Source organism: Streptomyces sp. NPDC048111 (genome assembly GCF_043202815.1).
Classification (GTDB): Bacteria; Actinomycetota; Actinomycetes; order Streptomycetales; family Streptomycetaceae; genus Streptomyces.
Map to the genome: position 1 here is coordinate 1 of NZ_JBIDBD010000027.1, position 13,300 is coordinate 13,300.

The 13,300-nt window shown below is 72.4% G+C and carries 11 protein-coding genes; 8 read left to right on the forward strand and 3 right to left on the reverse strand.

Features of this window, described 5'->3' with window-relative positions; translation table 11 throughout:
• Positions 1-245: 245 nt before the first annotated feature.
• Positions 246-1,070: a hypothetical protein gene (locus ACGF3I_RS28950; protein WP_393137073.1), complete on the reverse strand. Its 825-nt coding sequence runs from the start codon at positions 1,068-1,070 to the stop codon at positions 246-248.
• A 165-nt stretch (positions 1,071-1,235) separates the two neighbouring features.
• On the opposite strand from ACGF3I_RS28950, the gene ACGF3I_RS28955 reads away from it, so the two are divergent.
• The 6 genes from ACGF3I_RS28955 (at position 1,236) to cseC (ending at position 6,560) form a co-directional block, all read left to right on the forward strand.
• A complete protein-coding gene (locus ACGF3I_RS28955; RefSeq protein ID WP_393137075.1) occupies positions 1,236-1,862 on the forward strand; it encodes a phosphatase PAP2 family protein in 627 nt (208 codons plus the stop codon).
• 52 nt (positions 1,863-1,914) lie between these two features.
• On the forward strand, positions 1,915-2,856 hold the full coding sequence (locus tag ACGF3I_RS28960) for an A/G-specific adenine glycosylase (protein ID WP_393137077.1): 942 nt from the start codon (positions 1,915-1,917) through the stop codon (positions 2,854-2,856).
• Between the two features lie 344 nt (positions 2,857-3,200).
• Complete coding sequence (locus tag ACGF3I_RS28965; protein ID WP_267058697.1) at positions 3,201-3,758, forward strand: SigE family RNA polymerase sigma factor; 558 nt, start codon at positions 3,201-3,203, stop codon at positions 3,756-3,758.
• Positions 3,759-3,778: 20 nt separating this feature from the next.
• The gene (locus ACGF3I_RS28970; protein WP_393137079.1) at positions 3,779-4,408 is read left to right on the forward strand and encodes a hypothetical protein; all 630 of its coding nucleotides are present in this window, start codon (positions 3,779-3,781) and stop codon (positions 4,406-4,408) included.
• A gap of 120 nt (positions 4,409-4,528) precedes the next feature.
• On the forward strand, positions 4,529-5,233 hold the full coding sequence (gene cseB / locus ACGF3I_RS28975) for a two-component system response regulator CseB (protein ID WP_393137081.1): 705 nt from the start codon (positions 4,529-4,531) through the stop codon (positions 5,231-5,233).
• 7 nt (positions 5,234-5,240) lie between these two features.
• Entirely contained in the window at positions 5,241-6,560 is a 1,320-nt protein-coding gene (cseC, locus tag ACGF3I_RS28980; protein WP_393137083.1) for a two-component system sensor histidine kinase CseC, read from the forward strand.
• 78 nt (positions 6,561-6,638) lie between these two features.
• On the opposite strand, the gene ACGF3I_RS28985 is transcribed toward cseC, so the two are convergent.
• Entirely contained in the window at positions 6,639-8,225 is a 1,587-nt protein-coding gene (locus ACGF3I_RS28985; protein ID WP_393137085.1) for an MDR family MFS transporter, read from the reverse strand.
• Between the two features lie 173 nt (positions 8,226-8,398).
• Here ACGF3I_RS28985 and ACGF3I_RS28990 point away from each other — a divergent pair, with 173 nt between their 5' ends.
• Positions 8,399-8,965: a TetR/AcrR family transcriptional regulator gene (locus ACGF3I_RS28990; RefSeq protein ID WP_393137087.1), complete on the forward strand. Its 567-nt coding sequence runs from the start codon at positions 8,399-8,401 to the stop codon at positions 8,963-8,965.
• An 11-nt stretch (positions 8,966-8,976) separates the two neighbouring features.
• Here ACGF3I_RS28990 and ACGF3I_RS28995 read toward each other — a convergent pair whose 3' ends face one another.
• Positions 8,977-9,642: a M23 family metallopeptidase gene (locus ACGF3I_RS28995; RefSeq protein WP_393137089.1), complete on the reverse strand. Its 666-nt coding sequence runs from the start codon at positions 9,640-9,642 to the stop codon at positions 8,977-8,979.
• Between the two features lie 325 nt (positions 9,643-9,967).
• On the opposite strand from ACGF3I_RS28995, the gene ACGF3I_RS29000 reads away from it, so the two are divergent.
• Positions 9,968-13,285: an NACHT domain-containing protein gene (locus tag ACGF3I_RS29000; RefSeq protein ID WP_393137091.1), complete on the forward strand. Its 3,318-nt coding sequence runs from the start codon at positions 9,968-9,970 to the stop codon at positions 13,283-13,285.
• The last annotated feature ends 15 nt before the right edge of the window (positions 13,286-13,300 follow it).

Consider the following 13,300-nt stretch of genomic DNA (forward strand, 5'->3'; position numbering starts at 1 on the left):
CAGGGGCTGCGCCCCCGAACCCCCCATCGCGCCTGAACGGCGCTCGTCCTCAAACGCCGGACGGGCTGAAATGCCCCGATGCGGGCCAGCACCGGGCAGTTGAGGGGCGCGGGGAACTGCGCGAGAAGCGACCACGACCCGCACCCGACCGCGGAGCCAAGGGGCGCGGGGAACTGCGCAAAAGGCATCCGCGGGCCGCAGCCGTATGGGCCCCCGGCGGGTTTCGGGGAGGGGCGGGGTGGGGGCTAATCCTTGGACAGGGCCAGCGATGCCCTCGCTACCGGGAGGCCGGGGAGGTGGGCCTCCAGGAGGTACGTGCCGGGCGGCACCACCCCGGCCGGCGCCGTCGCACACCCAGGCACCGACTTCGCCCGATCCCAGTCCACCGCGTGCGTGATCGAGGACCCCCCGGGCACCTGGAAGAAGAGCGCGGGGTCCCCCGAGGGACAGTCGTCCGACGACCACACGCGGTCGTTCGCGGTGGACGTCACCGTCAGCACCGCCCCCTTGGGCCCGAGATCCGCCTTGCACGCCGACGCCGCGTTGTTCTTGAGCACGATCTCGATGCGCGGCTTGTCCCCGGGCGCGTACGACGTCTTCGTGGTGCGCAGGGTCAGGGTCAGCGAGCCCGGCGCACAGGTCGGCACGGTGGAGTCGGCCGGCACCCGGCTGCCGGAACTGCCGCCGCCACCCGAACTGCCGCTCCCCGAGCCGGAGTCGGAGCCCCCCGAGCCGCCCGAACCCGTACTCCCGCCCCCGTCACCGGAGTTGGAGCCGCCCGAGCCGGCCCCGGCGCCCCCGGAACCGCCGGAGCCCCCCGTACCGCCGGACTCGTCGCGGCCGCCCGGGGCCGTGCTGATGGCGGGGCCCGAGCCCGAGGGGCCGGGGGTGATGGACTGTGTGGGGTTGGGGCCCTTCTCGCTGCCGCCGTTGTGCTTGCCCCCGCCGCCGGACGTGACGACCCATAGGACGAGGACGGCGATCAGCGCGAGCAGGGACAGCGCGACTGCCCTCCGTCGCCAGTAGATGGAGGAGGGAAGCGGCCCGACCGGATTGCGCAGAGATCCCACGCACCGAACCTTACGAGAGATCGACGCCAACTCCCGCCCCACCCGCCGCCACCGCGCGCAAGTTTTCCGGATCATCATCACGGAGCGCCCCGTTCCGTGATGCGGCCGTCACCCGGCGGCCGACTCGTGGTCACCCCCTCGCCATGATTCATACTGTCGGTCACCATGGATAGTGAGCTCTACCGCAACATCACCGACTTCGCCCACGACATGCCGTCCTGGGTGCAGAGCTTCGTCGAGGTCTGGACGGAGCTCGGCCTGCTCGTGTTCGGCGTGCTGTTCGTCTGCGCCTGGTGGCGGGCCCGGCGCCGGGACACGACGTCGTTCGCCCTCGCCCTGCTCGCGCCCGTGGCGACGGCCGTCGCGTACGTGTGCAGCGAGGTGATGAAGTCGCTGATCGACGAGGAGCGGCCCTGCCGGGCGGTGGCGGGCGCGGCGGCCTCGCTGATCGCCTGTCCCGCGCACGGCGACTGGTCGTTCCCCTCGAACCACTCCACGATCGCGGGCGCGGCGGCCGTCGCCCTCGCGCTCGCCTGGTCGCGGATCTGGCTGCTCACCGTGCCCCTGGCCCTGGCGATGGCGTTCTCGCGCGTCTTCGTCGGGGTGCACTACCCCCACGACGTGGCGGTCGGCCTGGTGCTCGGCACCGTGATCGCGCTGGTCGTGGTGAAGGCGGGCACCCGGCCGGTGCGGGCGCTCGCCGAGTCGATGCGCCACAGCGACATCGCCGCGGTCGCCTGGTTCACCGGACCCGGCGCACGTATGCACGCCAGGCAGCACGCACGCCGCTGAGGGCCACCGCGCGCCCCCCTTCGGACCCGAACATGCCAGGATCGGCCCTGCGATGAACATTCTGCCGACGATGCCCACCGTGTCCCCCGCCCCGTCCTCGTCCGCGCCCCGGGCGACCGAGCCCGCCGTACTGCACGAATCCGTCATCGGATGGTTCGGCGAACACGCCCGCGACCTGCCCTGGCGACGCCCCGAGGCGGGCGCCTGGGGCGTGATGGTCAGCGAGTTCATGCTCCAGCAGACCCCGGTCAGCCGGGTCCTGCCGGTGTACGAGCAGTGGCTCGCGCGCTGGCCGCGGCCTGCCGACCTGGCCGCGGAAGCGCCCGGCGAGGCGGTCCGCGCCTGGGGCCGCCTCGGCTACCCGCGCCGCGCGCTGCGGCTGCACGGCGCGGCGCTGGCCATAACGGAGCGGCACGGCGGTGACGTACCGGCCGACCACGCCCAGCTGCTCGCGCTGCCCGGCATCGGCGAGTACACGGCGGCCGCGGTCGCCTCGTTCGCGTACGGGCAGCGCCACGCGGTCCTCGACACCAATGTGCGCCGGGTGTTCGCCCGGGCCGTCTCCGGAGTGCAGTACCCGCCGACGGCGACCACCGCGGCCGAGCGGCGGCTGGCCCGCGCGCTGCTGCCCGAGGACGAGACGACGGCGGCCCGCTGGGCGGCGGCCTCCATGGAACTCGGCGCGCTGGTCTGCACGGCCAAGAACGAGACGTGCGCGCGCTGCCCGATCGCCGCGCAGTGCGCCTGGCGGCTGGCCGGCAAGCCCGCGCACCAGGGTCCGGCCCGGCGCGGCCAGACGTACGCGGGCACCGACCGCCAGGTGCGCGGCCGGCTGCTCGCGGTGCTCAGGGACGCGACCGGCGCGGTGCCGGCTTCCGCGCTCGACGCGGTCTGGCATGAACCGGTGCAGCGGGCCAGGGCGTTGGACGGGCTGGTGGCCGACGGTCTGGTCGAGCCGCTGGAGGGCGGCTTCTACCGGCTGCCCCAGTCCTGACGACTCCGGCCCGGACAGCTCCGGTCCCGGCAGCGCCAGTCCTGACAGCTCCGGTCCTGACGACTCCCGCCCAGGCAGCTCCAACCCCGGCGGGTCCGACCCTGGCGGTCCCGGTCCTGACGGTTCGTCAAGCCATGCCCGGCTGTGTCCGTAACGTCCGAATGAGCGGCCTTACCCCTGGAAAACGGCGGTAAACCTCGGCTGTTACACAACCGATGGCTCTCCGTGCGTCGGCCGACGGCTGCTCCGCACAGCCCCGTGACAAGTCCTCCGTAGCTTCATTCCGGTAAGCGACCAGCAGGACGAGCGGGACCAGCTCACGGGGACGACGGAGGCGGTTGGGTATGGCGCAGGGCGAGGTGCTTGAGTTCGAGGAGTACGTACGCACCCGGCAGGACGCGCTGCTGCGCAGTGCCCGGCGGCTCGTTCCGGACCCGGTGGACGCGCAGGACCTGCTGCAGACCGCGCTGGCGCGTACGTACGGACGCTGGGACGGCATCGCCGACAAGACGCTTGCCGACGCCTACCTGCGCCGCGTCATGATCAACACCCGGACCGAGTGGTGGCGGGCCCGCAAGCTCGAAGAGGTGCCGACCGAGCAGCTGCCCGACGCCCGGGTCGAGGACGGCTCCGAGCAGCGCGCCGACCGCGCCCTGCTGATGGACGTCCTGAAGGTGCTGGCCCCCAAGCAGCGCAGCGTCGTCGTGCTGCGACACTGGGAGCAGATGAGCACCGAGGAGACGGCCGCGGCCCTCGGGATGTCGGCGGGCACCGTCAAGAGCACGCTGCACCGGGCGCTGGCCCGGCTCCGCCAGGAGCTGGAGAGCCGCGAGCTGGACTTCCGTGCGCTGGAGCACGGTTACACGGGCGACGTAAAGGGGCGGGAGCGGTGCGCGGCCTGAACAGGCACGGCGGAAGAGGTGTGACGGCGGGGACCACGGCACTGGCCGGGCTCTCCGCCCTCGGGCTGTTGGTGGCCGGCTGCTCCACCGGCGGCACCGGCACCCGCGACGAGGGCGAGGCCCCGCGGTCCGACAAGGTCGCCCACGCCACGCCCACGCCGAGCGCGTCCTCGCCCGCCCCGTTCAACAAGGTCGACCCGGTGCGGCTGCTCAAGGCCGACCCGAAGGTGAGCACCCGGGTCAAGGCCCAGCTCAAGCCCTGCACCAAGAGCGAGTACCCCATCGACGTGACGTACGGGCACCTGACCGGCGCGACCGGCCAGGACGTCATCGTGAACGTCATGAACTGCTCGGACGCGGTCGGCCTCGGCGCCTACGTCTACCGCGCGTCCGGCTCCTCGTACGACAACGTCTTCACCGCCGAGGAGACGCCGGTGTACGCCGAGATCGACCGGGGCGACCTGGTGGTCACCCGGCAGATGTACGCGCCCGGCGACAAACCGTCCTTCGCGTCCAGCGAGGTCGTCACGACGTATCGCTGGTCGGGCGGCGCGAACGGCAAGTTCGCCCAGCAGGACCAGGTGGAGAACGACTACAGCAAGGCCGTCGACGGCAGCGGGACCAGCGCTCCCGCCCCCACCACTCCCTGACCCGACCCCCGGGCGGCGGTCGGCGCGGCGGCCATGCCGCAGACTGAGTACTGCGCCCGGCCGCCGCGGTACCGCGCCGGGCGCGGCAAGAGACCGCCGGAGAACTGAGAGAGCAGCGCGATGGCCGAGACCCATGTCCTGTTCGTCGAGGACGACGACGTCATCCGGGAAGCCACCCAACTCGCCCTGGAGCGGGACGGCTTCACCGTGACCGCCATGCCCGACGGGCTCTCCGGTCTGGAGGCGTTCCGCGCCGACCGGCCGGACATCGCCCTGCTGGACGTGATGCTGCCGGGCCTGGACGGCGTCAGCCTGTGCCGCCGCATCCGCGACGAGTCGACCGTGCCGGTCATCATGCTCTCCGCGCGCGCCGACTCCATCGACGTCGTCCTCGGCCTGGAGGCCGGCGCGGACGACTACGTCACCAAGCCGTTCGACGGCGCCGTCCTGGTCGCCCGGATCCGTGCGGTGCTGCGCCGGTTCGGGCACGCGGGCGGGCCCGGCGCCGCGCTGGAGACGCCCGACGAGGCGCCCGAGCGCGGGGTGCTCGCCTTCGGCGACATCGAGATCGACACGGAGGGCATGGAGGTGCGCAAGGGCGGTGACCCCGTCGGCCTGACGCCCACCGAGATGCGTCTGCTGCTCGAATTCTCCTCGGCCCCCGGCACGGTCCTGTCCCGCGACAAGCTCCTGGAGCGGGTGTGGGACTACGGCTGGGGCGGCGACACCCGGGTGGTGGACGTGCACGTACAGCGGCTGCGCACCAAGATCGGGCAGGACCGGATCGAGACCGTGCGTGGCTTCGGCTACAAGCTCAAGGCGTGAGGGCCAAGTGAGGCGTCCCGCCCTGCGTACCGGGGTCCGCTGGAAGATCAGCATCGCGATCACCGCGGTCGGTGCGCTCACCGTCATGGCGCTGAGCCTCGTCGTGCACAACGCCGCCCGCGTCTCGATGCTCGACAACGCCCGCGAAGTGCAGATGGAACGGCTCACCTTCGCGCAGAACTACTACGAGACCAGCAACAAGCGGGTCCGCTTCGGCACCAAGCTGAACGATCCCGCCCTGCCGCCCGCGCTCAAGGCCAAGGCGCTCCAGGGCCGCAAGGTCTCCTCGGTGCAGGAGCGCGGCAGCGGGCCGCCCGACATCTGGGCGGCCGTCCCGGTCGGCAACGGCGACGTCCTGTCGCTGCATTCCACGTTCACCGACCGCAGCTCCAACGTGATGGCCGACCTCGACCGCGCCCTGGTCATCGGCTCGGTCGCGGTCGTCTTCGGCGGCTGCGCGCTGGGCATCCTGATCGGCGGCCAGATCTCGCGCCGGCTGCGCAAGGCGGCGGACGCGGCGGGCAGGGTCGCCGAGGGCAACACCGATGTACGGGTACGGGACGCCATCGGCGGTGTCGTACGCGACGAGACGGACGAGCTGGCCCGCGCGGTCGACGCGCTCACGGACGCGCTGCAGGAACGCATCGAGGCGGAGCGCCGGGTCACCGCGGACATCGCGCACGAGCTGCGCACACCCGTCACCGGGCTGCTCACCGCGGCCGAGCTGCTGCCGCCGGGCCGCCCCACCGAGCTGGTGCGCAACCGGGCGCAGGCCATGCGGACGCTGGTCGAGGACGTGCTGGAGGTCGCCCGTCTGGACAGCGCGTCCGAGCGGGCGGAGCTGCAGGACATCGCGCTGGGCGAGTTCGTGAGCCGCCGGGTCGCGGCGTTCGACCCCGAGGCGAAGGTGCGGGTCGTGCACGAGTCGTGGGTCTCCACCGACCCGCGCCGCCTGGAGCGGATCCTGGGCAACCTGCTCGGCAACGCGGCCAAGCACGGCGGGGGGCCCGTGGAGGTCACCGTCGAGGGACGGGTGGTGCGGGTCCGCGACCACGGGGCCGGGTTCCCCGAGGCGCTGCTGCGCGAGGGGCCGAGCCGGTTCCGCACCGGGTCGAGCGACCGGGCCGGGAACGGGCACGGGCTGGGTCTGACGATCGCGGCGGGGCAGGCGAAGGTGCTGGGGGCCCGGCTGACGTTCCGCAATGCGGCGCCGGAAGGGGTCGGTGTGGGTGGCGCCATCGCCGTCCTCTGGCTGCCGGAGCACGCCCCCACCAACACCGGCACCTTCGCCACCCAGCCCCCGAGCACGAAGCCCCCGGGCGGCTGACCGACTCCGGGGGCCCCGGGGCGCGCGGACCCCGGACGGGCCGGCCGGGGCGTGCTGCCGCCCGGGCCGGCCCCTCATCTACACCGCGGGCTCGACCATCTGCACCTCGGCCGCGGCAGCGTCCTTGCCGGCCCCCGGGGCGGCCCCGCGCAGCGGGACCTCCTTCACGAAGAACGCCGCCACGAACATCGCCACCGCGATCACCGAGCCGACCAGGAACGTCCCGTGCGTCCCGGAGGACACCGCGTACTGGTACGCCTCACGGACCGGCTCCGGCAGCTTCAGCAGGCTCGCGTGGTCCAGCTGGGCCGAGCCGAGCTTGCCCGCGCCCGCGCCGAGGCGGTGCACCATCTCGTCGCCGACCCGGTTGGTGAAGATCGCGCCCATGATCGAGACGCCGAACGACGAGCCGAGGGTGCGGAAGAGGGTCGTGGAGGAGGAGGCCACGCCCATGTCCTTCATCTCGACGCTGTTCTGCGCGACCAGCATCGTGATCTGCATCAGGAAGCCCATGCCGGCGCCGAGCACCGCCATGTAGACGCCGGACATGAAGCGCGTCGTGGTGGTGTCCATCGTGGAGAGCAGGAACAGGCCGATCACCACGAGCGCGCCGCCCATGATCGGGAAGATCTTGTACTTGCCGCTGTTGGTGGTGACCCGGCCCGCGATCAGCGAGACGGCCATCATCGAGAGCAGCATCGGCAGGAGCAGCAGGCCGGAGTTGGTGGCGGAGGCACCCTGCACGGACTGCTGGTACAGCGGCAGGAACAGCATCGCGCCGAACATCACGAAGCCGGTGAGGAAGCCGATCCCGGACATGAGCGAGAAGTTGCGGTTGCGGAAGATGTGCAGCGGCAGGATCGGCTCGGCGGCCTTCGTCTCGACGAAGAGGAAGCCGACGATCGAGACGACGCCGAGCGCGATGAGCTCCATGATGATCGCCGAGCCCCAGGCGTACTGCGAGCCGCCCCACGTGGTGACCAGGACGATCGAGGTGATGCCCACGGTCAGCAGGATCGTGCCGAGGTAGTCGATCCGTCCGGACGCCCGCTTCTTGGGCAGGTGCAGCACCGCGGTGACCATGGCGAGCGCGACCGCGCCCAGCGGGATGTTGATGTAGAACGTCCAGCGCCAGCCGAGGTGGTCGGTGATGGCGCCGCCGACGAGCGGGCCGCCGATCATGGCGAGCGCCATGACGCCGGCCATCATGCCCTGGTACTTGCCGCGCTCGCGGGGCGGGATGAGGTCACCGATGATCGCCATGACGCCGACCATGAGGCCGCCCGCGCCGAGGCCCTGGATCGCACGGAAGCCGATGAGCTGGCTCATGTCCTGCGCCATGCCGCTGAGCGCGGAGCCGAGCAGGAAGATCGCGATGGAGGTCAGGAAGGCGCCCTTGCGCCCGTACATGTCGCCGAGCTTGCCCCAGATCGGGGTGGACGCGGCCGTGGCCAGGGTGTAGGCGGTCACCACCCAGGACAGGTGCTCGAGTCCGCCGAGCTCGCCCACGATCGTCGGCATCGCCGTGTTCACGATCATGTTGTCGAGCATGGCGAGCAGCATCGCGATCATGAGCGCGAGCAGGACGACGCGCACGCTGCGGGGCTGCGGCTCGTCCTTCACCCCCGCGCCCACTGTCTTCTCGTCCGGTATCCCCGTAGCCATCGTCCCCAACTCCCTGAAGCCTGCCGTCCACCGGGAGAGCTACTTACTTGTCGCCCGGCTAGTTACCACTACACTGGGGAAGGTAGACCCCAACTAGCCGGGCGTCAAGTAAGTAAATGATGAACGGCGCGGACGCCGGGGGACGGCGTCCGTACGCATTCGGGAGAGCAGGCATGGCCAGAGGAAACACCCGCCAGCGGATCCAGGACGTCGCCCTGGAGCTCTTCGGCGAGCAGGGGTACGAGAAGACCTCGCTGCGCGAGATCGCCGAGCGCCTCGACGTGACGAAGGCCGCGCTCTACTACCACTTCAAAACCAAGGAAGACATCATCATCAGCCTCTTCCAGGACCTCACGAGGCCCATGGACGAGGTGATCGAGTGGGGGCGCACCCAGCCGCACACCCTCGACGTCAAACTGGAGATCCTGCGCCGCTACAGCGAGGCCCTGTTCGGGGCCGAGCCGCTGTTCCGCTTCATGCAGGAGAACCAGGCGACCATGCGCGAGCTGAGCATCGGCGAGATGTTCAAGGAGCGGATGCACGCGATGGTCGACCTGCTGAAGGATCCGGACGCCCCGATGACCGACCGGATCCGCTGCTTCACGGCGCTGTTCTCGATGCACGCCGGGATGTTCGTCCTCAAGGACATGGAGGGCGAACCCGAGGAGAAGCGCCTGAGCGTCCTGGAGGTCGCCAGTGACCTGGTGACCCAGGCCCATCACCACTCGCGCGGCCGGTAGGCCGCGCCCGGTCAGACGGTGATGCCGACCGTCCGCAGGAAGGCCACCGGATTGACGGCCGAGCCGTAGTTCGGCGTCGTGCGGATCTCGAAGTGCAGGTGCGGGCCGCTGGAGTTGCCGGTGTTGCCGGAGAGCGCGATCCGCTGACCGGTGGCCACGCTCTGGCCGATCCGTACGTTGATCTTCGACAGGTGGGCGTACTGCGAGTACGTGTTGTTGGCGTGCCGGATCACGATCGCGTTGCCGTACGCGGGGCCGTCACCGGCGCCGACCGGGCCGGCCTTGACGACGGTGCCGCCGTGCACGGCCGAGACCGGCGTGCCGCTGGGCACCGCGAAGTCCTGGCCGGAGTGCTTGTGCGACCACATCGAGCCGCCCCGGCCGAAGCTCGCGCTCAGCGTGTAGTGCGAGACCGGGTGGACCCAGGAGACGGCCTTGGCGGCGGCGGCCTTCTTGACCGCGGCGGCGGCCGTGGCCTGCGCCTTGGCCTGGGAGGCCACGGCGCTCGTGGTGGTGGCGGTGGTGGCGAGCGGCGCCGCACTCACTCCGTCGGCGACCGCGACACCGGTGCCGAGGAGCGTGGCCGCTCCCATGCCGGCGGCGACGGCGGAGACGGCCGCGGCCCGCAGGCGGAGGGCGGGGCGACGGGTGGTGGTGGACGGGGTGCGCTGGGGCATGCGAAAGCTCTTCCTTACGGCGACAGGGATCGCCACCGAGGGAGACACGGGCTCCGGGGTCCGGCGGCATGCACGGACCCGGCGCGCACAGCGGCACACCGGGTCGGCCTCACCTTGGTAACTCGAACCCCCATCTCGACTCAAAACGCCCATCTACTAACGAAAGCCGTAACGATCAGGCAGGGAATACGTCCGATACGTGGCGTATGAGTCCTAGCCCGCCTAGTAGGGGCCCCGGGGGCTGTGCGCCTTGTCACCGGGTCCCGGACCACGGCCTGTCCGATTCGGGACCAAGGTCCCGCGCCCGTCGCTAGGCTGACGTGTCGTGGATTTCGCGCAGATCGGCCTCAGGCTCGCGTCCAGCACCGTCGGCCCGCTGGTGAAGAAGCTCTTCGTGAGCGAGGGGCCGGGCGCGGGCCTGGTCGACCGCCCGGTCCGGATCTCCGGCTACGTCTCCTTCCGCGGCGAGAAACGCACCCTGTCCGAGCGGGACCTGCGCAAGCTCGCGGCGGCCCTGGTCGAGGAGGGGCTGCGCACCGGCGAGCGGGCCGTGCCCGCCGACGAGGTACCGGCCGTGGTCGACGCCCTCACCGCCACCCTGTCCGCGCTGGGCGAGCTGACCCTCGACGACGTCGAGGCGGTCGCACTCGGCCCCGGGGCACTGGCCGGCGAACTGCGCCGGGCGGGCGGGCACCCCGAGCGCCACCTCTCGGCGGACGCCGCCCACTTCTACGACCGCCTGCTGCTCGCCACCTGTCTGCACATCCTGCACTTCTTCACCCAGCGCACCACGTTCGTCCCGGCCACCCTCGTCCAGCAGACCCGCCGCCAGGCCCAACTCGGCGCCCAGATGGACGAGTTGATGACACGCACCGCGCGGGCGGACGCGCGCGACGGCGCGTTCGAGCGCCGCCACCTCGCCCAGGTCGCCCGCACCCACGGCAAGCTGACCATCTACGGCATCGACCTCACCAACTCCCCCGGCACCTGGCCGCTGGACGCCGCCTACCTGAGCCTGGAGGCGACCGCGGTCGCGCCGCGCGCCGGGCTCTCCGAGCAGCTGCGCTCCTCGGCCGTCCGCTACGAGCAGCACCCGGCCCTGCTCGCCGCCCGCATCGGCCGCTTCCCCGAGCGCACGGCCGAGCCCTCGACGCGCTGTCTGCCGATGCCCGCCGACCAGGCGCTCGCCGACCACGAGCGGGTCCTGCTGCGCGGCGAGGCGGGCTCGGGCAAGACCACCCTGGTGCAGTGGCTCGCCGTCTCGGCCGCCCGCCAGGACACCGGGGGCAACGACGGCCGGATGACGTATCTGCGCGACCGCATCCCCTTCGTGCTGCCGCTGCGCACCCTGACCCGGCACGGCGAACGGCTGCCCGCCCCCCGGCACTTCCTCACCGCGGCCGGCTCCCCGCTGGCCGGCGAGCAGCCGCCCGGCTGGGAGTCCCGGGTGCTGTCGGCGGGCCGGGCCCTGGTCCTGGTGGACGGCATCGACGAGATCCCGGACGCCGAACGGGCCCGGGCCCGCACCTGGCTCGGCGACCTCGTCGCCACCTACCCCGGCAACCGCTGGCTCGTCACCTCGCGGCCCTCGGCCGTGCGGGACGACTGGCTCGCCGACGAGGACTTCACCGAGCTCACCCTGTCCACCATGAGCCCGGCCGACGTGGCCGCGTTCATCGGCCGCTGGCACACCGCCGCCCGCTCCGGCGTCACCGCCGGCGAGGGCCGCACGGACGAGGACGCGCTGCTCACGGCCTACGAGGCCCAGCTCCTCGACTCCGTACGCACCAAGCCCGACCTCGGCCGGCTCGCGACCAATCCGCTGATGTGCGGGCTGATCTGCGCCCTGCACCGCGACCGCCGCGGCTTCCTGCCGTACGGCCGCAAGGACCTGTACGACGCGGCCCTCACCATGCTCCTGACCCGTCGCGACCGCGAGCGCAGCATGAGCGGACTGCCCGAGCTGCGCGAGGAGCCGCAGCTCCAGCTGCTCCAGCGGATCGCGTACTGGCTGATCCGCAACGGCCGGACCGAGATGGACCGTTCGCGCGCGGAGCGGATCATCGGCGATCTGCTGCCGGCGATCCCCGAGATCGCCCGTATCGGCGACGCGCCGGCCGTCTACACCCACTTCCTGCACCGCAGCGGCCTGCTGCGCGAACCGGGCCCCGAAACCGTGGAGTTCGTGCACCGCACCTTCCAGGACTTCCTGGGCGCCCGGGCCGCGGTCGAGGAGGGCGCCTGGGGCGAGCTGGTGCTGCACGCCGGGGACGACCAGTGGGAGGACGTCGTACGCATGGCGGTCGCCCACGCGCGGCCCCGTGAACGGGCCGAGCTGTTCTCGGAGTTGCTCGTCCACGGCGACCGCCACGAGTCGCCCGCGGTGCGCATGCGGGTGCACATGCTGGCCGCGACCTGCCTGGAGCACGCCCCGGAGCTCGACCCGCGGGTGCGCGCCGAGGTGGAGCGGCGCACCGTCGGGCTCATCCCTCCGCTCAGCGGCCAGGCCGCCCAGGCGCTGGCCAAGGCGGGTCCGCTGATCCTCGATCTGCTGCCCGGCCCCGACCGGCTGGCCGCGGACACCGCCGAGCACGTCGTGACGGCCGCCTCCCTCACCGGCTCCGAGCGCGCGATCCCCTTCATGGCCCGCTTCGCCGGCCATCCCGATCTGCGCGTGCGCACCCAACTCGCCTGGTCCTGGCCCCGGTTCGACACCCAGCAGTACGCGGACGAGGTGATCGCCCGGCTCGACCCGGCCGACCTGTACTTCTGCGCCGCCTCCGAGGAGCAGCTCGCCGCCCTCGGGGAGCTGGGCACCCGCCCCCTCCTTGAGGCCCGCAACGGCCTGTCCGGCCGGGCCCTGGCCGCCTATGCCGCGCGGGCCCGGCTCACCGGCCTGCGGCTGCGCAACAACACCGTCCTGCGCGACCTGGCGTTCCTCGCGGGCCAGGACGGACTGACCGAGCTGACGCTCAGCGCGTGCCCGCTCCTGACCGATCTGTCCCAGCTGGCCGGACTGCCCCTGCGCAGCCTGTCCCTGGACGCCGCGCGCGGCATCGACCCGGCGTTCCTCGCCTCCCTCGACCGGCTCGACACCCTCACGCTCTCCCTCGAAAGCAGCGGCTGGCGCTGGGAGTCGGCCGATCTCCCCGCCCGGGCCCCGCTGCGCAAGCTGAACCTGCGCGGGGCCACCCGGCCCGCGGGCGGCCTCGGCGCGCTGGCCCGCTACCCGCTGCTGAGCACCCTGCACCTGGGCGCCGCGAACAGCCCCCGCACCAAGGCCGAGTGGACCGGCATCGACCGGCTGCCCGCGCTGCGCATGCTGGCGCTCACCGGGCGCTCGGTGGCCCTGGCCCCTCCGTCGGCCCGCCTGGAGCGGCTGCGGGTCGCGCTGCTCCACGACAGCCTGCCGCCGGTCGCGCTCGCCCGGATCCCCGAGCTCTTCCCGCGGCTGCGGGTGCTGGTCGTCGCCGGTTCGGCGGAGGAGCCCGACGTCAGTCCGCTGGCCGCCCTGGAGGACCTGGGGGCGGTGCACTTCGACTCCCGCGTCCATGAGCTGCACGGGGCGGACGCCCTGGCGCCGGGCGTGCAGATCACCGTGGCCGGCCGGCCGTTCCCCGCCGGGCAGCCCGGCCCGGAATGAGCAGACCCCTGTCCC